The 24811-nt window shown below is 71.9% G+C and carries 21 protein-coding genes; 11 read left to right on the forward strand and 10 right to left on the reverse strand.

Features of this window, described 5'->3' with window-relative positions; all coding sequences use genetic code 11:
* Positions 1 to 32 precede the first annotated feature (32 nt).
* Complete coding sequence (locus tag ACIQFU_RS32420) at positions 33 to 1478, reverse strand: amino acid permease (RefSeq protein ID WP_402556348.1); 1446 nt, start codon at positions 1476 to 1478, stop codon at positions 33 to 35.
* A gap of 259 nt (positions 1479 to 1737) precedes the next feature.
* Between ACIQFU_RS32420 and ACIQFU_RS32425 the strand changes: the two genes are divergently transcribed.
* Positions 1738 to 2469 (forward strand): MerR family transcriptional regulator, encoded by a 732-nt coding sequence (locus ACIQFU_RS32425; RefSeq protein ID WP_402556349.1) that lies wholly within the window; start codon positions 1738 to 1740, stop codon positions 2467 to 2469.
* Between the two features lie 49 nt (positions 2470 to 2518).
* On the opposite strand, the gene ACIQFU_RS32430 is transcribed toward ACIQFU_RS32425, so the two are convergent.
* From ACIQFU_RS32430 to ACIQFU_RS32440, 3 genes are read right to left on the reverse strand one after another with little or no spacing between them, the layout of a single operon-like run.
* Complete coding sequence (locus tag ACIQFU_RS32430) at positions 2519 to 4699, reverse strand: 3-hydroxyacyl-CoA dehydrogenase NAD-binding domain-containing protein (protein WP_402556350.1); 2181 nt, start codon at positions 4697 to 4699, stop codon at positions 2519 to 2521.
* Between the two features lie 50 nt (positions 4700 to 4749).
* The gene (locus tag ACIQFU_RS32435; protein WP_402556351.1) at positions 4750 to 5964 is read right to left on the reverse strand and encodes an acetyl-CoA C-acetyltransferase; all 1215 of its coding nucleotides are present in this window, start codon (positions 5962 to 5964) and stop codon (positions 4750 to 4752) included.
* Between the two features lie 11 nt (positions 5965 to 5975).
* Positions 5976 to 7163: a CaiB/BaiF CoA transferase family protein gene (locus ACIQFU_RS32440; RefSeq protein WP_402556352.1), complete on the reverse strand. Its 1188-nt coding sequence runs from the start codon at positions 7161 to 7163 to the stop codon at positions 5976 to 5978.
* A 207-nt stretch (positions 7164 to 7370) separates the two neighbouring features.
* On the opposite strand from ACIQFU_RS32440, the gene ACIQFU_RS32445 reads away from it, so the two are divergent.
* Complete coding sequence (locus ACIQFU_RS32445; protein ID WP_402556354.1) at positions 7371 to 8561, forward strand: saccharopine dehydrogenase family protein; 1191 nt, start codon at positions 7371 to 7373, stop codon at positions 8559 to 8561.
* A 218-nt stretch (positions 8562 to 8779) separates the two neighbouring features.
* Positions 8780 to 8974, forward strand: coding sequence for a hypothetical protein (locus tag ACIQFU_RS32450; protein ID WP_402556356.1), 195 nt, complete (start codon positions 8780 to 8782; stop codon positions 8972 to 8974).
* Here ACIQFU_RS32450 and ACIQFU_RS32455 read toward each other — a convergent pair.
* Positions 8929 to 9663 (reverse strand): endonuclease V, encoded by a 735-nt coding sequence (locus ACIQFU_RS32455; RefSeq protein ID WP_402556358.1) that lies wholly within the window; start codon positions 9661 to 9663, stop codon positions 8929 to 8931. The two genes, ACIQFU_RS32450 and ACIQFU_RS32455, sit on opposite strands and share 46 nt — an antisense overlap.
* 42 nt (positions 9664 to 9705) lie before the next feature.
* Here ACIQFU_RS32455 and ACIQFU_RS32460 point away from each other — a divergent pair, with 42 nt between their 5' ends.
* Positions 9706 to 10002 carry a YciI family protein gene (locus ACIQFU_RS32460; RefSeq protein WP_402556359.1) on the forward strand — a complete coding sequence of 99 codons (297 nt, stop codon included), beginning with the start codon at positions 9706 to 9708 and terminating at the stop codon, positions 10000 to 10002.
* A 10-nt stretch (positions 10003 to 10012) separates the two neighbouring features.
* Here ACIQFU_RS32460 and ACIQFU_RS32465 read toward each other — a convergent pair whose 3' ends face one another.
* Entirely contained in the window at positions 10013 to 10342 is a 330-nt protein-coding gene (locus ACIQFU_RS32465; protein WP_402556360.1) for a plasmid stabilization protein, read from the reverse strand.
* Between the two features lie 494 nt (positions 10343 to 10836).
* Here ACIQFU_RS32465 and ACIQFU_RS32470 point away from each other — a divergent pair, with 494 nt between their 5' ends.
* Positions 10837 to 11253: an SsgA family sporulation/cell division regulator gene (locus ACIQFU_RS32470; protein WP_402556361.1), complete on the forward strand. Its 417-nt coding sequence runs from the start codon at positions 10837 to 10839 to the stop codon at positions 11251 to 11253.
* 31 nt (positions 11254 to 11284) lie between these two features.
* Here ACIQFU_RS32470 and ACIQFU_RS32475 read toward each other — a convergent pair whose 3' ends face one another.
* Positions 11285 to 11950 carry a GPP34 family phosphoprotein gene (locus ACIQFU_RS32475; protein WP_402556363.1) on the reverse strand — a complete coding sequence of 222 codons (666 nt, stop codon included), beginning with the start codon at positions 11948 to 11950 and terminating at the stop codon, positions 11285 to 11287.
* Between the two features lie 302 nt (positions 11951 to 12252).
* Here ACIQFU_RS32475 and ACIQFU_RS32480 point away from each other — a divergent pair, with 302 nt between their 5' ends.
* The 3 genes from ACIQFU_RS32480 (at position 12253) to ACIQFU_RS32490 (ending at position 16091) form a co-directional block, all read left to right on the forward strand.
* Positions 12253 to 13887 (forward strand): ABC-F family ATP-binding cassette domain-containing protein, encoded by a 1635-nt coding sequence (locus tag ACIQFU_RS32480; RefSeq protein WP_402556365.1) that lies wholly within the window; start codon positions 12253 to 12255, stop codon positions 13885 to 13887.
* Positions 13888 to 14132: 245 nt separating this feature from the next.
* Positions 14133 to 14909, forward strand: a complete 777-nt coding sequence (gene ddaH / locus ACIQFU_RS32485; protein ID WP_402556367.1) for a dimethylargininase — start codon at positions 14133 to 14135, stop codon at positions 14907 to 14909.
* A gap of 207 nt (positions 14910 to 15116) precedes the next feature.
* Positions 15117 to 16091 carry an acyl-ACP desaturase gene (locus ACIQFU_RS32490; RefSeq protein WP_402556368.1) on the forward strand — a complete coding sequence of 325 codons (975 nt, stop codon included), beginning with the start codon at positions 15117 to 15119 and terminating at the stop codon, positions 16089 to 16091.
* A gap of 61 nt (positions 16092 to 16152) precedes the next feature.
* Here ACIQFU_RS32490 and ACIQFU_RS32495 read toward each other — a convergent pair whose 3' ends face one another.
* Positions 16153 to 16398, reverse strand: a complete 246-nt coding sequence (locus ACIQFU_RS32495) for a WhiB family transcriptional regulator (protein ID WP_402556370.1) — start codon at positions 16396 to 16398, stop codon at positions 16153 to 16155.
* Between the two features lie 191 nt (positions 16399 to 16589).
* On the opposite strand from ACIQFU_RS32495, the gene ACIQFU_RS32500 reads away from it, so the two are divergent.
* Positions 16590 to 17375 (forward strand): VOC family protein, encoded by a 786-nt coding sequence (locus ACIQFU_RS32500; protein WP_402556372.1) that lies wholly within the window; start codon positions 16590 to 16592, stop codon positions 17373 to 17375.
* Between the two features lie 328 nt (positions 17376 to 17703).
* Here ACIQFU_RS32500 and ACIQFU_RS32505 read toward each other — a convergent pair whose 3' ends face one another.
* Positions 17704 to 18756: a LacI family DNA-binding transcriptional regulator gene (locus ACIQFU_RS32505; RefSeq protein WP_402556374.1), complete on the reverse strand. Its 1053-nt coding sequence runs from the start codon at positions 18754 to 18756 to the stop codon at positions 17704 to 17706.
* Between the two features lie 131 nt (positions 18757 to 18887).
* The gene (locus ACIQFU_RS32510) at positions 18888 to 19916 is read right to left on the reverse strand and encodes a multicopper oxidase domain-containing protein (RefSeq protein WP_402556376.1); all 1029 of its coding nucleotides are present in this window, start codon (positions 19914 to 19916) and stop codon (positions 18888 to 18890) included.
* A gap of 200 nt (positions 19917 to 20116) precedes the next feature.
* On the opposite strand from ACIQFU_RS32510, the gene ACIQFU_RS32515 reads away from it, so the two are divergent.
* Both ACIQFU_RS32515 and ACIQFU_RS32520 read left to right on the forward strand, forming a co-directional pair.
* A complete protein-coding gene (locus ACIQFU_RS32515; protein ID WP_402556377.1) occupies positions 20117 to 22594 on the forward strand; it encodes a ThuA domain-containing protein in 2478 nt (825 codons plus the stop codon).
* A 14-nt stretch (positions 22595 to 22608) separates the two neighbouring features.
* Positions 22609 to 24798, forward strand: coding sequence for an OmpL47-type beta-barrel domain-containing protein (locus ACIQFU_RS32520; protein WP_402556455.1), 2190 nt, complete (start codon positions 22609 to 22611; stop codon positions 24796 to 24798).
* Positions 24799 to 24811 lie beyond the last annotated feature (13 nt).

Raw genomic sequence — 24811 nt, forward strand, 5'->3', positions numbered from 1 at the left:
TCCGCCGTGTGCTGCTCCGCCCGCCGCGACGGCTACCGCGCCGCGTTCTGCGTGACCCGGCGCCGGACTCCGAACCAGCCCGCCACCAGCATCACGGCGATCACGGGGACCAGGAGGAGGGTCTTGCGGCCGACCTCCGCGTCGTTCCACATCAGGACGAGCACGGCCAGCAGGAAGGCGATGGTGGCGGTCTCCGTGACCGGGCTGCCGGGCAGCCGGAAGTGCGGGCGGGCGACGAGCCCGGAGCGTGCCCGGCGGACGAAGACCAGGTGGCAGATCATGATGATCACCCAGGTGCTGATGATGCCGAGCGAGGCGACGTTCAGGACGATCTCGAAGGCCCTGCTCGGCACCAGGAAGTTCAGCCCGACGCCGAGGACGCAGACCCCGCAGGTCAGCAGGATGCCGCCATAGGGGACCTGGCTGCGGCTCATGACGGAGGTGAACTTCGGCGCGGAGCCGGCCGTCGCCATGGAGCGCAGGATGCGTCCGGTGGAGTAGAGGCCGGAGTTCAGGGAGGACATCGCCGCCGTGAGGACGACGAGGTTCATCACGTCACCGGCCGCCGGTACGCCGATCCTGGACAGGACGGTGACGAACGGGCTCTCGTCGCCGGAGTAGAGCGAACCCGGCAGCAGCAGCGCCAGCAGGACGACCGAGCCGACGTAGAACAGGGCGACGCGCCACATGATGGAGTTGACCGCGCGCGGGACGACCTTCTCCGGCTCGGCGGTCTCGCCGGCGGCGACGCCGACCAGTTCCAGGGCGGCGTAGGAGAAGATCACGCCCTGCATGACCACGATCACGGGCATCATGCCCTGCGGGAAGAGACCGCCGTGGTCGGTGATCATGCTCAGGCCCGGTGTGTGTCCGCCCACGTCGTGCTGGGTGGCCAGCAGGAAGATGCCGATCAGCATGAAGCCGACGAGGGTGGCGACCTTGACGATCGCGAACCAGAACTCCATCTCGCCGAAGATCTTCACGGAGATGAGGTTCACGGCCAGGACGACCGCGAGGGCGATCAGGGCGAGCACCCATTGGGGGATGCTCGTGAACATGCTCCAGTAGTGCGTGTACAGCGCGATCGCGGTGATGTCGGCGATGCCGGTCGTCGACCAGTTCAGGAAGTACATCCAGCCGGCGACGTAGGCGCCCTTCTCGCCGAGGAACTCCCGCGCGTACGACACGAAGGATCCGGAGGAGGGCCGGTAGAGCACCAGCTCGCCGAGGGCCCTGACGACGAAGAAGGCGAAGACGCCGCAGACGAGGTAGGCGATCGCGAGGGCGGGTCCCGCGTCGCGCAGACGCCCGCCGGCGCCGAGGAAGAGGCCGGTGCCGATCGCGCCGCCGATGGCGATCATGTTGATGTGGCGGGCCTTGAGGTCCTTGCTGTAACCGGCGTCGCCCGCGTCCGCGGGGATGGTTCCGGCCGCCTGGGGAGGGGCGGCCCGTGCCGTGTCGACGGCGTCCTTGCTCACGGGTGGTTCCACTCTCTGGTGCGCTCGGGCGGAGTGCGCCCGAGTCGTCCGTACGTGTGTCTCGGGCCCGCACCACCCAATGACGCGGCACAGACCAGGACGGCACCTTCCCACGACGCTGCGTGGGCATGCGGTGGTTCATGTCACACAGCGTGACTTCTCACAAGATCCACCGATGCCCCGCACAGGTCGGGCAAAGGGCGTGCGACAGGTGCGGGAGAGGTTTCACAGCACTGGTGAGACAGCGATACTGCTGCACATGACGACGACCGACACCGAGGAGCCGACCCTCACGATCGACGAGCTGGCCGCGCGGGCCGGCGTCACGGTGCGCACGGTCCGCTTCTACGGCACCAGGGGCCTCCTGCCGCCACCGGTGCTCGGTCCGCGCCGGGTGGGGCACTACGGCCGGGAGCACCTGGCCCGGCTCGCGCTGATCGAGGAGCTGCAGCACCAGGGCATGACGCTGGCCGCCATCGAGCGGTATCTGAAGCGGCTGCCCGAGGACCTGAGCCCGCACGACCTGGCCCTGCACCGCGCGGTGGTGGCCTCCTGGGCCCCGGAGACGGTGGAGCGCCTCACGCGCGAGGAACTGGGCCGGCGGGCGGGGCGCCCGCTGACCGACGAGGAGGTGGACCGACTGACGTCCATGGACATCGTCGTCGGGGACACGGACGACCCGGCCGGCGACGTCTACCGGGTCGACGCCGGGCTGCTACGGCTGGGCGTCGAACTGCTCGACGTGCCCTTCTCCCCCGAGACGCTCCTCGCCGCCCGCACGGCCCTCCTCGAACACTCCCGCGCCGCCGCGCGCGACCTGTCGCGGCTGCTGCGCGACGCGGTCGCCGAGCGCGACGCGCCGGACGTGCGGTCGCTGTCGGCGCACATGCACCCGCTGGTGGTGCAGGCGCTGCTGACCACGTTCCAGCGGTCGCTGCGCGAGGAGCTGCGGGAGTGGCTCGACGCGGGCGGCGAGGAGAGCGGGGACTGAGGCACCGGCCCCGGCCCCCGCCGGAAGACCCGCCCGCCGCGGGCGCGGCTCAGCGGCCGTCGGTGAAGACCTCCCCCTTCTCGGCCTTCTCCACCAGCAGCGCGGGCGGGGTGAAGCGCTCGCCGTAGCGGTCGGCCAGCTCGCGCGCGCGGGCCACGAAGCCGGGCAGACCGCCCTCGTAGCCGTTGATGTACTGGAGGATGCCGCCGGTCCAGCCCGGGAAGCCGATGCCGAAGATCGAGCCGATGTTGGCGTCGGCGACGGAGGTCAGGACGCCTTCCTCCAGGAGCCGCACGGTGTCGAGCGCCTCGGAGAAGAGCATGCGCTCCTGCATGTCCTCGAAGGGGATCTCGTGTCCGGGCTTCGTGAAGTGCTCGCGCAGGCCCGGCCACAGCCCGGCGCGCCTGCCGTCCTCGCCGTACTCGTAGAACCCGGCGCCGCCGGAGCGTCCGGGGCGCTGGAACTCGTCGACCATGCGGTCGATGACGGCCTCGGCGGGGTGCGCGGTCCAGGTGCCGCCCGCCTCCTCCACGGCCCGCCTGGTCTCGTTGCGGATCTTCCGCGGGAGGGTGAGGGTCAGCTCGTCCATCAGGGAGAGCACCTTGGCCGGATAGCCCGCCTGGGCCGCCGCCTGCTCGACCGAGGCGGGCTCGACGCCCTCCCCCACCATGGCGACGCCCTCGTTGATGAAGTGGCCGATGACGCGGGAGGTGAAGAAGCCCCGCGAGTCGTTGACGACGATCGGCGTCTTGTTGATCTGCCGGACCAGGTCGAAGGCGCGGGCCAGCGCCTCGTCCCCGGTCCGCTCGCCCTTGATGATCTCCACCAGCGGCATCTTGTCGACGGGCGAGAAGAAGTGCAGCCCGATGAAGTCGCCCTGCCGCTCGACGCCCTCGGCCAGCGCCGTGATGGGCAGTGTGGAGGTGTTGGAGCACAGCAGCGCGTCCGGGGCGACGACGTGCTCGATCTCCTGGAACACCTTGTGCTTGAGCGAGGTGTCCTCGAACACCGCCTCGATCACCGCGTCGCACCCCGCCAGGTCGCCCGCCTCCGCGGTCGGCGTGATCCGGGCGAGCAGCGCGTCGGCCTTCTCCTGGCTCGTACGGCCCTTGGCGACGGCCTTCGCGCACAGCTTCTCGGAGTACGCCTTGCCCTTGAGCGCCGACTCCAGCGAGACGTCCTTCAGCACGACGTCGATGCCCGCGCGGGCGCACGAGTACGCGATGCCCGCGCCCATCATCCCCGCGCCCAGGACGGCGGCCTTGGTGACCTTGCGGGGCTCGACGCCCTGCGGGCGGTTGGCGCCGGAGTTGACCGCCTGGAGGTCGAAGAAGAACGCCTGGATCATGTTCTTCGAGGTCTGTCCGGCGGCCAGCTCGACGAAGTAGCGGGCCTCGACGACCTGGGCGGTCTCGAAGTCGACCTGGGAGCCCTCGACGGCGGCGGCCATGATGTTGCGCGGCGCCGGGTAGGGGGCGCCGTTCGTCTGCTTGCGCAGGTTGGCCGGGAAGGCGGGCAGGTTGGCGGCGAACTTCGGGTGGGACGGCGTGCCGCCGGGGATGCGGTAGCCCGGCCTGTCCCAGGGCTGGGCGGACTCCGGGTGGGCGTCGATGAAGGCGCGGGCCTTGGCGAGCATGTCCTCGCGGCTGTCGGCGACCTCGTCGACCAGGCCGTTCTCCAGCGCGCGGCGCGGGTTGTACTGGGTGCCCTGGAGGAGGACCTTCAGCAGGGCGTCGGTGATGCCGAGCATCCGGACGGTGCGGACCACGCCGCCGCCTCCCGGGAGCAGGCCGAGGGTGACCTCGGGGCAGCCGATCTTGGAGCCGGGCGCGTCGAGGGCGACGCGGTGGTGGCAGGCGAGCGCGATCTCGTAGCCGCCGCCGAGGGCCGCGCCGTTCATGGCGGCGACGACGGGCTTGCCGAGGGTCTCGATGCGGCGCAGGTCGCGCTTGACGGCCATGCCGCCGTCGAAGAGGTCCTGCGCGGTCTCGGGGGTGACGCGGATGAGGTCGCGCAGGTCGCCGCCGGCGAAGAAGGTCTTCTTGGCGGAGGTGACGACGACGCCGCGGATGGAGTCCTTCTCGGCCTCCAGGCGGTCGGTGACCGCCGTCAGGGAGTCGCGGAACGCCTGGTTCATGGTGTTCGCGGACTGGTCGGGGTCGTCGAGGACGAGGGTGACGACGCCGGTGTCGTCCTGCTCCCAGCGGATGGTGGTGGGCTCGGTGCTCATGAGGGTGTGCTCCAGGTGATCCGTCGTGTCCGGTATCCGTCGGGAGGGGGTCAGATGCGCTCGACGATCGTGGCGATGCCCATGCCGCCGCCCACGCACAGGGTGGCGAGGCCGTAGCGCTTATCCTGGCGCTCCAGCTCGTCGACGAGGGTGCCGAGGATCATCGCGCCGGTGGCGCCGAGCGGGTGGCCGAGCGCGATGGCGCCGCCGTTGACGTTGACCTTGTCCAGCGGCAGGCCCATGTCCTTGACGAAGCGCAGGACGACCGCCGCGAAGGCCTCGTTGATCTCGACCAGGTCGATGTCGTCGATGGTCAGCCCGGCCTTGGCGAGCGCCTTGCGGGTGGCGGGGGCGGGGCCGGTGAGCATGATGGTGGGCTCGGAACCGGAGACGGCCGCGGAGACGATCCGGGCGCGCGGGGTGAGCCCGTAGCGGTCACCGACCTCCTTGGAGCCGATGGCGACCAGGGAGGCGCCGTCGACGATGCCGGAGGAGTTGCCCGCGTGGTGGACGTGGTCGATCTTCTCCACCCAGTGGTACTTCTGCAGCGCCACGGCGTCGAAGCCGCCCAGCTCGCCGATGTCGGCGAAGGAGGGCTTGAGCTTGCCCAGCGAGTCCGCGGTGGTGCCGGGGCGCGGGTGCTCGTCGTGGTCGAGGACGGTGAGACCGGCGCGGTCCTTCACCGGGACGACGGAGCGCTCGAAGCGGCCGTCCTTCCAGGCGGTGGCCGCGCGTTCCTGGGAGAGGGCGGCGTACTCGTCGACGTCGCGGCGGGAGAAGCCCTCGATGGTGGCGATGAGGTCGGCGCCGATGCCCTGTGGGACGAAGTTGGTGGCGAGGTTGGTCATCGGGTCGTTGAACCAGGCGCCGCCGTCCGAGGCCATCGCAACGCGGGACATGGACTCGACGCCGCCGGCGAGGACCAGGTCCTCCCAGCCGGAGCGCACCTTGGCGGCGGCCAGGTTGACGGCTTCCAGGCCCGAGGCGCAGAAGCGGTTCTCCTGGACGCCGGCCACCGTGTCCGGCAGTCCGGCGGCGATGGCCGCGATGCGGGCGATGTCGGAGCCCTGGTCGCCGACCGGTCCGACGACGCCGAGCACGATGTCGTCCACGGCGGCCGGGTCCAGGTCCGGGAAACGGGCGCGGATCTCGTGGATGAGGCCCACGACCAGGTCGACGGGCTTGGTGCCGTGCAGGGCGCCGTTCGCCTTGCCGCGTCCGCGCGGGGTGCGGATCGCGTCGTACACGTACGCTTCGGTGCTCACTGGCAGGCCTTTCACTGAGGGTTGTGCACTGCGGGGTTCGGGAGGGGCGCCCGGGGCGGTCCCGGCTCGCGGGGCAGGTCCCAGTCGCGGGTCACGGACTCGGCGCCGGCGCCGGGCAGGGCGGGCCCGGTGCGTACGGCGGTGGGGGTCGCGGAGAAGCGGGGCGCCGGGGCCGGCTGGGTGATGCCGTCGTGGTCGGTGAAGGTGGCGCGGGCGGCGAGGTGCGGATGGTGCGGGGCCTCGCGCAGCGACAGGACGGGTGCCGTGCAGGCGTCGGAATCCGCGAACACGGCCGTCCACTCGTCCCGGGTACGGGCCTTGAAGCGGGCGGCGACGGCCTCGCGCAGCTCGGGCCAGCGGGCCAGGTCGTCGCGGACCGGTGCCTGGTCGGGGATGCCGAGGAGCCGCATGAACTCGGCGTAGAACTGCGGCTCGAGCGCGCCGACCGCCATGTACCGGCCGTCGGCGGTCTCGTAGGTGCCGTAGAAGGGGCAGCCGCCGTCGAGGAGGTTGGCGCCGCGCCGGTCCTGCCAGCTTCCGGCGGCGAGCATGCCGTGGATCATCGAGGAGAGGTGGGCGGTGCCGTCGACGATGGCGGCGTCCACGACCTGCCCGGTGCCGCTCGCGCGCGCGTGGTGCAGGGCGGCGAGGATGCCGACGACCAGGTAGAGGGAGCCGCCCGCGTAGTCGCCGAGGAGGTTGGCGGGGGCGGGCGGCGGTTCGCCGGGGGCGCCGATCATGCCGAGGGTGCCGGTCAGCGCGATGTATCCGATGTCGTGCCCGGCGCGCTGGGCGAGCGGGCCGTCCTGGCCCCAGCCGGTCATGCGGCCGTAGACCAGGCGCGGGTTGCGGGCGTGGCAGTCCGCGGGGCCGACGCCGAGCCGTTCGGCGACGCCGGGGCGGTAGCCCTCGATCAGGACGTCGGCGCGTTCGGCGAGGTCGAGGACGCGCTCGGGGCCGTCCGGCGTCTTGAGGTCGACGACCACGGAGCGCTTGTTGCGGTTGGTGACGTCGCGGGCGGGGTCGATTCCGAGGCCCGGTCCGCCGGGGCGGTCGACGCGGACGACGTCGGCGCCCAGGTCGGCCAGGAGCATGGCGGCGAAGGGTCCGGGACCGATGCCGGCCAGTTCGACCACGCGCACGCCGGTGAGCGGGCCCTCGGCACCCGGCGTCCGCGTCGGCGTCTTCGCTTCCGACATCCAGCCCCCAGCTCTGTGACACAACCGATGTAACACCAGTGATGCTAAGAACGTGTTCCACTGGGCACAAGACCCGGGCGAGCAAGCGCTTAGCCAATTGTGGTCGAGGCTCCTCGTCGGGACGCGCGGTCCTCACGCTAGCCTCAGCCACCGGCAACGGCGCGTGCTGCGGACCCATGGGTTGCCGACGGGTGACGGAGGGATGTCATGAGCAGGCTGAAGGCGGCCGACCGGCCGTACGACATCGTGCTGTTCGGGGCGACGGGGTTCGTCGGCCGACTGACGGCGGAGTACCTCGCCGCGCAGGCGCCGCAAGGGCTGCGCTGGGCGATCGCAGGGCGCAGCGAGGAGAAGCTGCGCCGCCTGCGCGACCGGCTGACTGCTGCGGCGGGCACCGCGGCGGACGTCGGCGTGCTGGTCGCGGACGTGTCCGACCCCGGCTCGCTGCGCGAACTCGCCGGGCACGCGCGCGTGGTGGCCACGACGGTCGGCCCCTACGTCCGGTACGGCGACGCGCTGGTCGCCGCCTGCGCGGATGCCGGCACGGACTACCTCGACCTCACCGGGGAGCCCGAGTTCGTGGACCTGACGTACGTCCGCCACGACGCCCGCGCCCGGGAGACCGGCGCCCGGCTGGTGCACGCCTGCGGCTTCGACTCCGTTCCGCACGACCTCGGCGTGTACTTCACCGTGCGGCAGCTGCCGGAAGGCGTGCCGCTGAGCGTGGACGGCTTCGTGACCGTCAGCGCCACGTTCTCGGGCGGTACGTTCGCCTCCGCGCTGGGCCAGTTCGCACGCGGGCGGCAGCTGCGGGCCGCCGCGCTGGAACGCCGGCGGCACGAGCCCCGGCTGGTGGGCCGCCGTGTGGTGACGCCGACGGGGGCGCCCCGGTTCGCCGGGGAGGTGGGGGCGTGGGCGCTTCCGCTGCCGACCGTCGACGCGCAGATCGTGCGCCGGTCCGCGAAGGCCCTGGACCGCTACGGCCCGGACTTCCGCTACCGCCACTACGCGGCCGTGCGGCGCCTTCCCGTCGCCGTGGGCGGGGTGGCCGCCGTGGGCGCGCTGCTGGCGGCGGCCCAGGTGCCGCCGGTACGGCGCCGGCTGTCCGCCCGGCTCGCGCCGGGCGAGGGCCCGAGCGCCGGGCGGCGGGCGAGGAGCTGGTTCTCGGTCCGCTTCGTGGGCGAGGGCGGCGGCCGGAGGGTGTTCACCGAGGTCTCCGGCGGCGACCCCGGCTACGACGAGACCGCCAAGATGTTCGCCGAGGCGGCGCTGTGCCTCGCCCTCGACGCCCTGCCGCCGACGGCGGGGCAGGTCACGACGGCGGTCGCGATGGGCGACGCGCTGACCGGGCGGCTGCGGGCGGCGGGCATCGGCTTCCGGGTGGCCGCGGCCACCTGACGGGCCGCCCCGGGAGGCGTGCGGCGGTCCCGGCCACCCGAACCACCCGGCGATCGTGAGGACCGTCCCGCCGACCGGGCCGGTCCCGCGCCCACCGCCGGCACCGGGCCGACGACCACGGCCCGCTCGACCGAGACTTGCACGCCACCTTGCTCGACGTGACCGGGCACGGTGCGCGACCGGGTGCCGGAGAGGAATTCGATGAAACCCTTGAAGGCATGAAGTTCCTTCTCGAAGTCACCATGGACGACGGCCCGCTCGCCGACGACCCCGCGGGCGAGCTGCAACGGATCCTGCGCTACTGGGGCGGCAACCTGAAGCACTACGCGCTGGAACCCGGCGACGGCTCGGCGGTCTACGACTCGGACTACCGGGAGGTGGGCCGCTGGAGCGTCGAGGGCCAGGCCGGGTAGACGGCGTCCCGCAGGGCCGCGCGGCACAGGGCGTCGGCCCTGCGGGTGGTCTCCGGCAGCCGGTGGTCGAGGGCCAGGGCAAGGGTGTGGGCGCAGGCGTTGCCGAGGCCCACCCGGTGCCCGACGGAGACGAAGACCGGCTTCACGCCGTCCCGGGTACGCACCGCACGCCCGACCTCCTCCGCACCGGCGAGCAGCGGGGACGTGCTGCCGCGCGGGGCGTCCGGGTCGTCGTACGTGAAGGTGAACGGGTTCTTGGCCACGCCGATCGTGGGCAGGCCGGTGAGGACGCCCAGGTGGCTCGCGAGGCCGAAGCGGCGCGGGTGGGCCAGCCCGTACCCGTCGCACACGACCAGGCCGGGCGGGCAGGGCAGCGCCTCCAGCGCGGCGAGCACGGCCGGGATCTCCCGGAAGGCGAGCAGACCGGGCACGTAGGGGAAGGCGATACGCCCTACGGCCGTGGCCTCGGCGACCACGGCGAGGGTCGCGGCGTCCAGCACGACGGCCGCCGCCGCGACGACGTCGCGTTCGTCGTCGTAGGCGACGTCCACACCGGTCACCCGGCCGGTGCCGGGCTGTGGGCCGGGCTCGTCGAGCACCACGCTTGCGCGCAGTTCGTCCTGGACGGCGCGGGCCCGCTCCTCGGTCGCCGGCCAGTCGTCGGGGGTCTGCGCGGTCACGGTCGTCATGGTGGCCGCAAGCCTACGGGAGCCCGGAGTAGGCTCGCGATCATGTTCGTACTGGAGCTGTCCTACACCGCCCCGCTCGAATCCGTCGACGCCGTCCTCGAGGACCACGTGGCCTGGCTCGACGGGCTGTACGAGGAGGGCGTGTTCCTGGCGTCCGGGCGCAAGGAGCCCCGCGACGGCGGAGTGATCCTCGCCGTCGCGGGGGACCGTGCGCGGATCGAGGAGATCACCGCGGGCGACCCGTTCGTCAGGGCGGGCGTGTGCGCCTACCGGGTCACCGAGTTCGTCGCCACGAAGACGGCGCCCGCGCTGGAGCGCTACCGGGAGACGCTCGGTTAGGAGTCGCGGCTCACTTGCCCAGCGCCTGCCGCAACTCCCCCTTGTTCATGCTCGACCGGCCGTGGACGTCACGGCGCTTGGCCTCCTGGTACAGCTGGTCGTAGGTGGGCCCCTGGGGGCCCTGCCGGTTCCCGGACCGCCGGCCGCCGCGCTTGCCCGGCGACTTGTCCCGCGTCGAGGTGCGGCTGGCGGTCTTCGACTCTCCGGACTGCGCGCGCTCCTTGTTCACCGTCCGCGCCGCGATCTCCTCGGCACGGCCGGTGCTCTCGCCGCGGTCCTTGGCGCTCTGCTTGATGTGCTCGTACTGCCGCTCCCGCTTGGAGTTCGAACCGCTCGGCATGTCCGCTCACTTCCTCTCACGTTCAGCGAACGGTTACCCACGTTACGGACGAACACCCTCACCCGCCCGGCGTCAGCGCTCCGGCCCGGCGACCCGCCCCTGCGGGCCCGCGGTCCAACAGCCCGGGCCCGGGGTGCAGTCCACGGCGTCGTACGACCCGGTGTCGACGGTGTGCCGGGCCCGCCGTCCGTGGTGCCGGCCGCCCGGGCGCCGTGCCGGCCGGCCGGGCGCTGTGCCGGCCGACGGCGGCGAGCCCACAGAACCGGATGTCCGAGACCCGTCACCGGGTGCCGTGTGCCACGCGCGCGTGGCGCACGAGCGGCGCAAGTGCCCTTCGGGGCACGCGAGGAGAGCCGTGTCACTCCCGGGCATGAACGCGGTGACAGAGGTCACTCGCTCGTCGTGTGCACGGATGGGCTGATTCCGACGTCTCTTCCAGTGCCCGGCCCGCACCACCCCCGAAGCCCGTCCAGCCGTCACGAGGGAGCAAGGCGTTGTCCACCGTCATCGAGCAGCCCGTCGAGGCGCGTCTGGTCGCCGCCGCGCCGCGTATGCCGAACATCCCCGCCACCCTCCACTACGACCGCCGTGACCCGTTCGCCGTCCGCATGACGTTCCCCGCCCCGGCCACGCTCGAAGGCGTGGAGGTCTGCTGGACCTTCTCCCGCGAGCTGCTCATCGCGGGGATGGGCGAGCCGAACGGGCACGGCGACGTCCGGGTGCGCCCCTACGGGTACGACCGCACCGTCCTGGAGTTCCACGCACCCGAGGGCACCGCCGTGATCCATGTGCGCTCGGGCGAGCTGCGCCGGTTCCTGCAGGCAGCCGGTGAGCTGGTGCCTGTGGGTCTGGAGCACCTCCAGCTGGACCTGGACCACGATCTCGCGGAGCTGATGCGCGGGAGCTGCTGACCACCGTGCCGGAACCCGCGCCGGCGCAGGCTCAGCCGCCTGCCGGCGCCTGCGCGGTCTCGTCGCTCACCGCGCCCCACACCTCGGCCACGATCTTCCGCATGCCGGGCGCCGCGCTCCCGCACCGTCCTGTCAGCTCCGCGATCCGTTCCCGGCCGCGCGCTCCGCTCCCCGCGCCCTCCGGGACGCCCAGTCCGGCGGCGGCCGCCAGCGCGGCCATGGCCGCGTCCCGTTCGGACGCCTGCCCGGCCGGCGGCCTTCCCTCCAGGACGTGCCGTACCTCCTCGCGCAACGCCCGGGCCACGGCTCCACGCGCGAGCACGTGGTCCACCGACGGGAACACGCCGAGCACGCGCCTCTTCTCGGCACGCACGTACCCCTCGGCCACGAGCTGCTCCCGCACGGCGTCGTAGGTGATCCGGGCGTGCAGCCGCACCCACGTCCTCCAGCGGTGCGGCATCGACTCGCGGACGAGCTCCAGCAGCCCGTCCAGGACGGCGTCCCCGGTGCGGGAGTCCAGGTCGGCGGGTGTCGCGATGCCGTCGTCGTCGGTGAGCAGACCACGCCCGGCCAGTTCGGTGAGCGCGCCGGCGCGCACCAGGTGGTGGACCCGGGCGGTGTCGGCGGCCGTGGACCGCGCGGGGTCCCAGGCCAGCAGGCAGAGCCGGGCCGGCAGTGAGAGCGAGCCGTTGGGCACGGGGGCCTCCTCGGGGTCCGCGTAAATGCGTTGACAGGCCAACCGGGTCTTCTCTAGGTTCGGTACCGCTTCTGTTGCCGCCGATCGGAGAAGGACGTTGCTCGTCTGAGGTCCTGAGACACCGCCTCACACGTATCCCACGTGTGGGCGCCGCGTGCGACCTCGGCGTTCGAGCCGTCCCGTGCCTCCTGACGCAGCAGGGCCTCTTGCGTGCCCTCCCCTCGTCCGACGACGGCCGCCCGCTTCCGGTGTCTCGATACGCGTTTGCCCCTGACCGCATCGAGCAACCGCGGAGACCCCGTATGTCTATTTCCCCCACTTCCCTCACCTGCACGTCCCTGTCCTTCGCCTGGCCCGACGGCACCGCCGTCTTCGACGGACTCGACCTCGCCCTCGGCCCCGGCAGGACCGGTCTCGTCGGCGTCAACGGAGCTGGGAAGTCAACCCTGTTGAAGCTGATCGCCGGACAGCTCACCCCGACCGGGGGCACCGTCCGGGTGGCCGGCGAGGTGGGCCACCTGCCGCAGAACGTCACGCTCGACACCGCGCTGCGGGTCGACGAGGTGCTCGGCATCTCCGGGCGGCGGGCCGCGCTGCACGCCATCGAGGCGGGTGACGCGAGCGAGGAGCACTTCGAGGCCGTCGGCGACGACTGGGACGTCGAGGAACGCGCGCTGGCCACGCTCGGCGAGCTGGGACTCGGCCACGTGGGTCTCGGCCGCACCGTCGGCGAGGTCTCGGGCGGCGAGTCGGTGCTGCTGCGCCTGGCCGCGCTGCTGCTGCGCCGGCCGGACGTCCTGCTCCTGGACGAGCCCACCAACAACCTCGACGTGTACGCGCGCAGGCGGCTGTACGCGGCCGTCCGGTCCTGGCCGGGCGTGCTGGTCGTGGTCAGCCACGACCGCGAGCTGCTGGAACTGGTCGACCAGATCGCCGACCTGCGTTCCGGCTCGGTCACCTGGTACGGCGGGAACCTCTCGGCGTACGAGGAGGCACTGGCCGTGGAGCAGGAGGCGGCCGAGCGGATGGTGCGGGTCGCCGAGTCCGACCTGCGCAAACAGAAGCGCGAACTGGCCGACGCCCAGGTGGTCCTGGCCCGGCGCAGGCGCTACGGGCAGAAGATGTACGACACCAAGCGCGAGCCCCGGGCGGTGATGAAGCTGCGTGCCCGTACGGCGCAGCAGTCGGCCGGCAAGTACCGCATCATGCACGAGGAGAAGCTGGCCGAGGCGAAGGAGAGGCTCGACGACGCGGTGGAGGCCGTGCGGGACGACGACGAGATCCGCGTCGACCTGCCGTACACGGCCGTGCCGCCGGGCCGGACCGTGCTCACCCTGCGGGACCTGGAGCTGGCGTACGGCGCCCGTGTGACGGGCGGTCTCGACCTGCACGGCCCCGAGCGGATCGCGCTGGTCGGGCGCAACGGTGCCGGCAAGACCACGCTGCTGCGGACCGTCGCCGGGCAGCTGGAGCCGGTGGCGGGAGAGGCGACGGCACACGTGCCGCTCCGGTTCCTGCCGCAGCGCCTCGACGTCCTCGACGGCGAGCTGAGCGTCGCCGAGAACGTGGCCCGGTTCGCGCCGGGCGCCACCAACAACCGGATCAGGGCGCGGCTGGCGCGCTTCCTGTTCCGGGGTGCCCGCGCCGACCAGCGGGCGGCCACCCTGTCCGGCGGCGAACGCTTCCGGGCGGCGCTGGCGGCGCTGATGCTGGCCGAGCCCGCGCCGCAGTTGCTGATGCTGGACGAGCCGACGAACAACCTGGACATGGCGAGCGTCCGGCAGCTCACCAGCGCCCTCGACGCGTACGAGGGGGCGCTGATCGTGGCCAGTCACGACATACCGTTCCTGCGGTCGCTCGGCATCACGCGCTGGCTGCTGTTCGAGGAAGGAGAACTGAGGGAGACCACGCCGGAAGCCGTCGGGTATCCCGCCTGACGTCCTCAGGACGAGCGGGTTCATCGGCCCCGGCGGAGGACGGGACGGCGGACGGGTGGTCTTCGAGGGCGCCCCGCGCGAACTGCTCGCGGCCCGCGACCCGGCCACCGCGGAGCATCTCAGGAGGGCCACGAGGCGCCGACGGGGGTTCCGTCCGCACTGGTCCGCGCTGCATGATGGCGAACCGGCGCCGCGTCACGGGCGCCGCAGCAGCCAGCACCGACTCGGAGCCCGGAGACCCCCTCGTGCCCAGCAAGAAGGCCCTCGTCCGCCGTCCCAGTCCCCGGCTCGCCGAGGGACTGGTGACGCACATCGAGCGGGAGAAGGTCGATCACGGCCTTGCCGTCGAGCAGTGGGACGCCTACGTCGAGGCCCTCGGAGCGCACGGCTGGGAGACGCTGGAGGTGGACCCTGCCGACGACTGTCCGGACTCGGTCTTCGTCGAGGACACGGTCGTCATGTACCGCAACGTCGCGCTGATCACGCGGCCCGGCGCCGAGTCGCGGCGCGCGGAGACGGCCGGTGTCGAGGAGGCCGTGGCCCGGCTCGGCTGCTCGGTCAACTGGGTGTGGGAGCCCGGCACCCTGGACGGTGGCGACGTCCTGAAGATCGGCGACACGATCTACGTGGGCCGCGGCGGGCGCACCAACGCGGCCGGGGTCCAGCAGTTGCGGGCGGCGTTCGAGCCGCTGGGCGCCCGGGTCGTCGCCGTGCCCGTGAGCAAGGTGCTGCATCTGAAGTCGGCGGTCACCGCGCTGCCGGACGGGACGGTGCTCGGGCACATCCCGATGACGGACGTGCCCTCGCTGTTCCCCCGTTTCCTGCCGGTGCCGGAGGAGTCGGGGGCGCACGTGGTGCTGCTCGGCGGGAGCAAGCTGCTGATGGCGGCAAGCGCGCCGAAGACGGCGGAGCTGCTCGCCGACCTCGGTCACGAGCCGGTGCCCGTCGACATCGGGGAGTTCGAGAAGCTGGAGGGCTGTGTGACGTGCCTCTCGGTCCGGCTGCGGGAACTGTACGTCTGAGCACGGCGCCGAGGGCGCCTGACCGGCCCCGGACCTGCGGGTCTCGGGGCCGTGTCGTACCCCGTGGGACAGTGGCTGATCAGCGACCTTTACAGTGCGTTTAACCTACGCTCTCGTAACCTACGGTTTCGTAGCCTACGATCCCGTAGGTTCCCGGCACCGCTCGCCGGCTGCTCCGCTCTGTCGTACGTCCCCCTGGAGTTCTCCGTGACGATCGTCTCCCCGCACTTCGGCACTTCCGCCGACTGGACCGACGCCCGGCTGCTGTTCGCGCTGGAAGAAGTGGTCGAGAAGGAACTCAACCGGCATCTGAAGGTCGCCAAGGACTGGATGCCGCACGAGTACGTGCCGTGGACCGACGCGCGGAACTTCCCCGGGATCTTCGAGGACGGCCAGGCCTGGGAGAAGGAGCAGTCCAAGGTCACCGAGATCGGCCGGATCGCCCTCGTGGTGAACCTGCTGACGGAGGACAACCTCCCCAGCTACCACCACGAGATCGCCAGCCTCTTCGGCCGCGACGGCGCCTGGGGCACCTGGGTGCACCGGTGGACCGCGGAGGAGGGCCGGCACGGCATCGTGATGCGCGACTACCTGCTCGCCTCGCGCGCGGTCGACCCGGACAAGCTGGAGCAGTTCCGCATGGCCCACATGAGTGAGGGTTTCGAGTCGGACAACCGGCACTCGATGCTGCACTCGGTGGCCTACGTGGCCTTCCAGGAGCTGGCCACCCGCATCTCGCACCGCAACACGGGCCACCAGTCCGGCGACCCGGCCTGCGACCGCATGCTGGCCCGCATCGCGACCGACGAGAACCTGCACATGGTCTTCTACCGGAACCTGCTCAAGGCGGCCTTCGAGCTGGCCCCGGACCTGACGATGCAGGCGGTCCGGGACGTGGTCGTCAACTTCCGGATGCCGGGTCACGGCATGCCCGGCTTCGAGCGGGCCGCCGCGCAGATGGCGATCGGCGAGGTCTACAACCTGCGTATCCACCACGACGACGTGATCCAGCCGGTGCTGCGCTTCCTGAAGATCATGGAGATCGACGGCCTCGGTCCCGAGGGGCAGCAGGCGCAGGAGGAACTCGGGCTGTACATGGGCGGGCTGGACGCAGAGGCGGCCAAGTTCGACGAGAAGCTGGCGGCACGCAAGGCGCGGATGGCGGCCCGCGCGGCGGGCTGACCGCCCCGGACCCGCTCCGGACCCGGGACCCGTACGGGCGCAAGGCGCCCGTACGGGCCACTCAGGACATGGTCCGCCGCAGGGCCAGCCGTTCCTTCTCCGACAGGCCGCCCCAGACACCGAAGCGCTCGTCGTTGCTCATGGCGAACTCCAGGCAGGTCGAGCGGATCGGGCACAGGGCGCAGATGCGCTTCGCGTCCCGTACGGAGCTGCCGGGCTCGGGGAAGAAGAAGTCGCCCCCGGTCTGCGCGCACAACGCCTGCTCCTGCCAGCTGAGGTCGGGCGTCGCGGTGGTCTCGATGTGCATGGACAGCAGCGTGCCGGGAGACGAAAAACGTTCGATCAACGCGTCATCAACGCCGCGCGTCCGGCACCCGCAGCCGATCAGATCGTCCTCCGCCGCGCACGGCGGCACACGGCGGCGCGCGGAAGCGCGTGTCAGTGGTCGGTGGAAGACTCGTCAGTGCAGACAACGGGACCCTTACGAGGAGGGCGATCATGCTCACCACCCGTTTCGTCACCGGCGCTCCGAACTGGCTCGACGTCGGCACCCCCGACCTCGACGGCGCCACGTCCTTCTACGGCGGCCTCTTCGGCTGGCGGTTCCGGTCGGCGGGGCCGGAGGCCGGCGGCTACGGCTTCTTCGAACGGGACGGCCGGATCGTGGCCGGCGGCATGGAGACGACCGAGGAGCAGGGGCCGCCGTCCTGGACGGTGTACTTCCGGGTCCCGGACGCCCGGACCACCGCCAAGGCCTCCGAGCAGGCCCACGGCGGCGTCCTCGTGCAGCCGACGGACGTCATGGAGCAGGGCACCATGGCGATCCTCGCCGACCGGGCCGGGGTGCCCTTCGGCATCTGGCAGGCCGGGCAGCGCGCCGGCCTGGACGTGGCCGGCGATACCGGCGCCCTGTGCTGGGTCGAGCTGCACACGGCGGACATCGCGGCCGCCGCCGCGTACTACCGCGCGGTACTCGGCCTGGAGACCTCCGCCGTCACCTTCCCCGGCGGGTCCTACACCTGCGTCAATCCGGCCGGAGAGGGCGAGGAGGCCATGTTCGGCGGCGTCGTCCCGCTCGCCGAGGACCCCGCGGACACGGATGCCGGGTGGCTCCCGTACTTCGCGGTCGACGACGCGGACGCCGCGGTCGCCCGGACCACGGAACTGGGCGGCTCGGTGGGGGTGCCCGCGACGGACATCGAGGGCGTCGGCCGGGTGGCACGGCTCGCCGACCCGTACGGCGCCCGGTTCGCGGTGCTCAGGCCTGCACCGCGCCAGGGATAGGGAGAGCGGGTGCGCGTCCGGCGCGCGCTCACGTCGAGGCCCGGCACCCGGGTTCGCACCGGCTCACCCGGCATTCCCCTCCCCCGCGGTGCGGCCGACCGGAGCGGCGCGGCCGACCACGCGGCTGCCGCGGGGCACCGGGTCCTCCGGCCGTCCCCGGTCGCGGAGACCTGCCCGGCACCCGGGCGCGCGTACCGGCACGTTCCGTCTTCCGGCCCGGGTGCGGCGTCCGCACTGGCGCGACGGTGCCCCGCGACCGGCTCGCGCGCGGGCGTGCCCGCGTCCGGGGGCACGGGGGCCGTCCGGGCGGCGCGGCGGCGCGACCGGCTCACGTCGTGGCGCGGTGGACGAGGGTGGTCGGCAGGATCAGGCCGGGCGGGGTGGCGGTCGAGGGCCGAGAGGCGTCGGTGTCTTCGGCCGCCCCACCGTCCAGGCCGCGCAGCAGCAGGCGGGCCATCAGCCGGCCCATGCCCTCGATGTCCTGGCGGACGGTGGTCAGCGGCGGGTCGGTCTCCTCGGCGACGGGCAGCATGTCGTCGAAGCCCACCACGGCCACGTCGTCCGGCACCCGCCGCCCGCGCTCGCGCAGCACTCGCAGGGCGCCCGCCGCGGTGAGGTCGTTGGCCGCGAACACGGCGTCCAGGTCGGGGCACCGGTCGAGCAGTTCCCGCATCGCCCGTTCCCCGCCGCCGGAGGTGAAGTCGCCCCGCGCGATCAGCCCCGGGTCTGCGTCGGCCCGGACGTCGCGGAAGCCCGCCAGCCGGTCGGCGGCGGAGGTCTGGTCGAGCGGCCCGGTGATGTGGGCGACGCGGGTGCGGCCGAGCCCGGCCAGGTGCTGGACGGCCGACCGGGCGCCGCCGCGGTTGTCGCTGTCCACGTAGACCACGTCGCCGCGTCCGTCGTCCCAGTCGGGGCGTCCGCCGAAGACGGTCGGCAGGCCGGCGCCGCGGACCAGGCCGGGCAGCGGGTCGTTCAGGTGCAGGGAGAAGACGAGTGCGCCGTCGACGTGCCCGCCGGCCAGGTACCGGCCGACGCGGGCGTGGTCCTCGCGGCCTTCGGTCAGCAGCAGCACGAGCTGGTTGTCGTGGGCCGTCAGTTCCTTGCTGATGCCGCGCAGTTGCTGGGCGAAGTAGGGGTCGGCGAAGACCCGCGTCTCCGGTTCGGCGGCGACGACGGCGACGGCCCGGTGCCGCCGGGTCACCAGGGAGCGGGCGGCCTGGTTGGGCACGTACCCCAGTTCCTCCACGGCCCGCCTGACCCGCTCGGCCAGCGCCTCGCGCACCCCGTGGGCGCCGTTGACCACGCGGGACACGGTGGCCCGCGAGACCCCGGCGCGCTCGGCCACGGCCTCCAGGGTGGGGCGCGGCGCGGTCTCGGTCACGGGCGGCTCCTCCTCGGCGGCTGCGGCTCAGGATAGCGGCAGGCCGCGGCGCGGGAGGGAGCCCTCCAGGGGCGGGAAACGTGCGTGTTCGGTGGTCAGGACGGGCGTATGCGCAGCCGGCCGGCGTCGGCTCAGTGCTCGTGCGCGTGTTCGTGCGCGGGCGCCTCGCCGGCCGGCGCCGCGCTCTTCGCGGCCGCTCCGCCGTGGTCGTGCGGCTCGTACCCGGGAATCGTGCCGTCCGGCTTCTTCACCAGGAACAGGCCCACCATCCCCATGTCGGAGTGGCTCTGCACGTGGCAGTGGTACATCCAGGCCCCGGCACCCACCCCCTCCCCCGCGACGATCTGGAAGCCGAAGGAGTCCGCCGGGCCGGTGATCTTGTTGTCGATGACCCGGGTCGGGTCGTCGGGGCCGGTGAGGATGCCGGTGCGGTTGTCCGCCCAGCGGTGACCGTGCATGTGGAAGGTGTGGTAGTACTCGCCGTGCGTGATCATGACGATCTCGACGCGGTCGCCCACCGTGGCCTCGAAGTCGGGGCCGGTGTGCGGGTCGCGGTTGTTGATGGTCATGTCGTTGAAGACGATCGTGTGCGTGGCGTCCGGCAGCACGTCGCCCTTGCGGCGCACGATCACCGGGCCGTACAGGCCCTTGCGGATGCCTCCGGTGCCGTGTTCGGTGCCGACGACGTGGTCGTGGTAGTGCCAGTAGCCCGCGCTGCCCGGCCGCCAGGTGCCGTCGTCGCGGCGTCCGGGCTTGTGGGTGCGCCAGGTGTAGGTGCGGGTGCCGCCGGGCTCGACGTCGCTCTTGTTCATCGCGGTGCCGTCGCTGGAGATCTCGTAGTCCAGGCCGTGGACGTGCAGACTGGCCCGCACGTCCATCGTGTTGGTGAACTCGATGTGCAGCGTGTCGCCCTCGTTCAGCTCGATCAGCGGGCCGGGGACGGAGGCCTTGCCCTTCTCGAAGCCGTAGCCCATCTGCCCGTCGGGCAGATTCTCGGCGTACATCCTGAGGTGTCTCACCTCGCCCCCGGCCGGCGCCGTCTTCGCGGTGATCCCCTTGGCCGCCGGTGCCGCGCCCGCGGCCTCCGGAGCGATGGACAACGATGTCGCGGCGGCAGCGCCGCCCAGCAGTACGCGTCGGTTGAAGCCTCGTCTGTCCATGCCGAACTCCCCACGCCGATACGGAATATGCGCAGACCCAGGACCTGATTGGCTGTGACGAACCTGTGGGACCGTACCGGTTGCCGCCATGTTTATCCACACTCAGGACAAAGTTCGTTGGATCCCGGTCATACCTATTGGCGTACCGCGCAAAGAGGTCTAGCTTCCTTGGCGCTGCTGCCGTGACCGAGGAGGTGCCCATGCCCCTGAGAGGGTTGAGCGCGAGAAGAAGAGGCTGGGCGGCGTGTGCCACCGCCGCTTTCGTCGCCGCGGGACTGCTTGCTGGCCCCACCGCCAGCGCGCGTCCGGCGCCGGACCCATCTCTGACAACGATGTCGATCAAGTCGCCGCCGGGCGGCGCCAACGTACGGGTGCTGATCTTCTACGGGTCCGCCGCGGCCGGGGACGAGTCGCCGGTCGTGAACGCCGGTATCGCGGCCATCGAGCGGATCGGCCTCTCCGGCCCGGCCGGGGAGCAGTTCAAGGTCGAGGCCACGGACAACGCCAATGTCTTCACCAACGAGAAGAAGCTCGGCCGGTTCAACGCGGTCGTGTTCCTGACCGGCGGCGGCGACGTCCTGACTCCCGCCCAGGAGGCAGGACTCGAGGCGTACATGGAGGCCGGGGGCGGGTTCCTCGGCGTCCACGACGCGGCCCGCGCGGAGCCGTACTCGGACTGGTTCACCGGTCTGGTCGGCGCCCGTCCCGCCGCCGACAGTCCGACGAAGGTCCAGCGGGCCACGGTCGAGGTCGGTGACCGGCGGCATCCGGCCACCAAGGACCTGCCGGCGGAGTGGAAGCGCCCCGACCAGTGGCTGAACTGGAAGGAGAACCCGTCCGGCGACGTGCACACCGTGGCCCGGGTACGCGAGTCGACGTACGCGCCCGGCGCGAGCGCCAACGGCTGGGACCACCCGGTCAGCTGGTGCCGTGACTACGACGGCGGCCGGTCCTTCTACACCGGCATGGGCGGCACGGCGTCGTCGTACGACGAGACCGAGTTCCGCAGCCATCTGCGCGGCGCCCTGATGTGGACGACCCGGCTCTCGCAGGCCGACTGCAAGGCGACCATCGACGCCAACTACAAGGCCGAGCGGCTCACCAAGCCCAACCAGCCCGGCCAGAACGACCAGATCGGCGAGCCCCACGGGCTGGTCACCGCCCCCGACGGCCGCGTCTTCTACATCGGCCGCGGCGGTGCGGACTCGTCCCAGCCGGTGGTGACCGACTGGAACGACCCGGACGTCGGCAAGGGCACCGGGCAGATCCAGGTCTGGGACCCGAAGACCGACAAGGTCACCCTCGCCGGTGAGCTGACCGTCTTCGGCAACAAGGGCGGCGGCGACGAGCTGGTCAAGGTCGAGGAGGGCCTGCTCGGCATCGAGCTGGACCCGGGGTTCGAGGAGAACGGGTGGGTCTACCTGCACTACACCCCGCACTCCCGAATCAACCGGGACACGCACATGGCCGAGCGTCGGGTCTCCCGCTTCACGCTCGACCGGGCGACCGACAAGCTGGACATGGGCAGCGAGAAGGTGCTGCTGAAATGGCCGGTGCAGATCCACAGCTGCTGCCACGCGGGCGGTGGGATGGCCTGGGATTCCAAGGGGAACCTGTACATCGCCACCGGTGACAACAACTCCAGCCAGTTCAGCGACGGTTACTCGGGCAACAACCCGGAGCCCAACTTCAAGGGCGTCTCCTTCGCCGACGCGCGCCGCACCGCCGGCAACACCAACAACCTCAACGGCAAGATCCTGCGCATCCACCCGGAGCCGGACGGGACGTACACGCTCCCCGAGGGCAACCTCTTCACGGGCAAGGAAACCGCCGAGGGCGGTGGCAAGACGCGCGGGGAGATCTACGTGATGGGTGTGCGCAACCCGGCGCGCATCTCCGTCGACAAGAAGACCGACACCCTGTACGCCGGCTGGGTCGGCCCGGACGCCGGTGCCCCGTCGACGACGTGGGGTCCGGCCAAGTACGACACGTTCGCCACCATCACCGAGGCGAGCAACCGCGGCTGGCCGTACTGCATGGGCAACAAGCAGCCGTACCGGGACCGGAATCTGCCGGACCCGTCGAAGCCGCTGGGCTGGTACGACTGCGACCACCCGAAGAACGAGTCGCCGAACAACGACGGCCTGGTCAACCTGCCGCCGGTGACCGGCAACAACATCTGGTACTCGCCCCAGGGCGGCGGCCCAGACTTCCCGCGCGACGAGAACGGGATCCCCTCGTACAAGGAGGACGAGGCCACCTACCGGCTGCCCTGGCTCAAGGGCGGCGGCCAGGCCGCGATGAACGGCCCGGTCTACCGCTACGACGCCGGCAACGCCAGCGAGACCAAGTGGCCGGCGTACTGGGACGGCAAGTGGTTCGTCGGTGACTTCTACGACGCCGACCAGCCGCGCAACGCGGTGCTGATGGACCCGAAGACGCAGGGCGACGGCGGTCTGCCGGTGCACTCGGAGTCCCTGAAGAGGATCGTGCCGGTCGGCAACGACGGCATCAAGAACCTGATGGGCTGGAAGTTCGGCCCGGACGGCGCGCTGTACGTCCTGGACTACGGCCGCGGCTTCTTCACCTCGGACTCCAAGTCGGCCCTGTGGCGGGTCACCTACGAGGGCGGCGGCCCGACGCCGGCCGCCGGACAGCTGGCGAGGAGGTCCGAGTGATACGCCAACGAAGAATGTGGGCCGCGCTGTTGGCCGGTCTGCTGATGGTGCTCGGTCTGCAGGCGACGTCCGCCTCCGGACAGCCCGCGGCGGCGCCCGCCGCGGCCGCCGCCGACCAGGTGCTGACCTGGACGGCGGGCGACGACATCACCAAGTACACGTCGGCGCCCGAGACGGCGGTGGCCGGTCCGGCCACGATCGTCTTCGAGAACAGTGAGGCGACCGGAAACACGACCGGCATGCCGCACACGCTGACGTTCATGACCGGCGATCCCGAGTACAACAGCGACGTGCAGCTGAACATCCTGGCCAACCCGAACGACGACCAGGGCGGCAAGCACACCGCCGAGGTCACCCTCACCCCCGGCACGTACATGTACCACTGCACGATCCCGGGCCACGGCCAGATGACGGGCGTGCTCGTGGTGACCGAGGGCGGCGGCGGCGAGGACACCACGGCGCCGGCGACCTCGGCCGAGGTGGGCGGCACGCAGAACGCCGACGGCGCCTACGTCGGTTCCGCGACCGTGACGCTCGCCGCCACCGACGAGGGCGGCTCCGGCGTCGAGCGGATCGAGTACGCGATCGGTGCCGACGGCGCCTGGCAGCCGTACACCACGCCGGTCGTCGTCGACCAGGTCGGCGAGCACACGGTGCGCTACCGGGCGTTCGACAAGGCGGGCAACGCCGCCGAGGAGAAGAGCGTCACGTTCACCGTGGCCGCGCCCGACACCGACGACACGACCGCGCCGGAGACCTCGGCGACGGTCAGCGGCGAGAAGAACGCGGACGGCGCGTACATCGACATGGCGACGGTGACCGTCACCGCCTCCGACACCGGTTCCGGCGTCAACACCATCGAGTACGCGGTCGGCGACGGCGCCTGGACGGCGTACACGGCGCCTGTGATGGTGCACGAGGTCGGCGAGCACACCGTGCGCTACCGGGCCACCGACAAGGCGGGCAACGTCGCGGCTGAGAAGAGCGTCGCCTTCACCGTGGCCGCCGCTCCCCCGCAGGACACCACCCCGCCGGTGACCGGCGCGACCGTGGACGGCACCAAGAACTCCGACGGCGCCTACGTCGGCAGCGCGAGGGTGACCGTGAACGCGGCGGACGAGGGCGGTTCCGGCGTCGCCGGTGTGGAGTACTCGCTGGACGCCGGGCCCTACCTGGCGTACACCGACCCGGTGGTCGTCGACCGGGTGGGCCGGCACACCGTGGCCTACCGGGCGAGCGACAAGGCGGGCAACACCTCCGAGCCGCTGACCGTGAGCTTCACGGTGGTGGCCGGCGGGGTCCCGGCGCCGCCCTGCCCGGAGTACGACGAGCGCCAGACGGTGATCGTCGGCACGGTGGACACGGGAGTGCCGAACCGGGTCACCAACAACCGGTGCCGGATCAACGAGATGATCGAGGACGAGAAGGAGTGGACGTCCCAGGCGCTCTTCCTCAAGCACGTCCGCAACGTCATGGACGCGCTGCGGGACGAGGGAGTCGTCGACAAGCGTGAGGTCAAGGCGATCAACAAGGCCGCCAAGCAGTCGAAGATCGGGCTGCCCGGCCAGACCGAGGGCTACCGCACGATCATGGACGGCACCCAGGAGTCCTTCGCCAAGTGGGAGCAGGTGGGCGGCGGTTCGTTCGGGCTGAACGCGGACGGGTCGATCACCTCGGGCACCTCGAAGGACGGCCTCGGGATGCTGTGGTTCCCCGAGCGCAAGTACGGGAACTTCTCGCTGAAGCTCCAGTGGCGTGACGACGCCCCGGGCACCGCGAACACCAACGGCGGCGTCTTCGTGCGCTTCCCGCAGGTGCACGACCACCCGGAGGAGTCGCGGCCGGAGTGGGTCGCCATCAAGTACGGGCACGAGATCCAGGCGTTCGACAGCCCGACCGGCGACATGTACAAGTCCGGCTCCGTGTACGGCTTCGACCGGGTCGGCCTGGCCGGCGCGGGTGTGACGGAGAAGGGCACCTGGAACGACTACGAGATCCGGGTGGAGGACCAGCACTACTCGGTCTTCCGCAACGGTGTGCTGATCAACGAGTTCGACAACTTCGGCGGCCAGGTCTTCTACCCGGAGCGCTCGGACGATCCGGGCACCGACGGGCGGCGGTTCGCCTCGGGCTATGTCGGGCTCCAGGTGCACAGCACCTCGGACGTGATCTCGTACCGGGACATCCGGATCAAGGAGCTGTAGAGCCGTAGAGAGC

Source organism: Streptomyces sp. NPDC093065 (genome assembly GCF_044754585.1).
Lineage (GTDB): Bacteria > Actinomycetota > Actinomycetes > Streptomycetales > Streptomycetaceae > Streptomyces.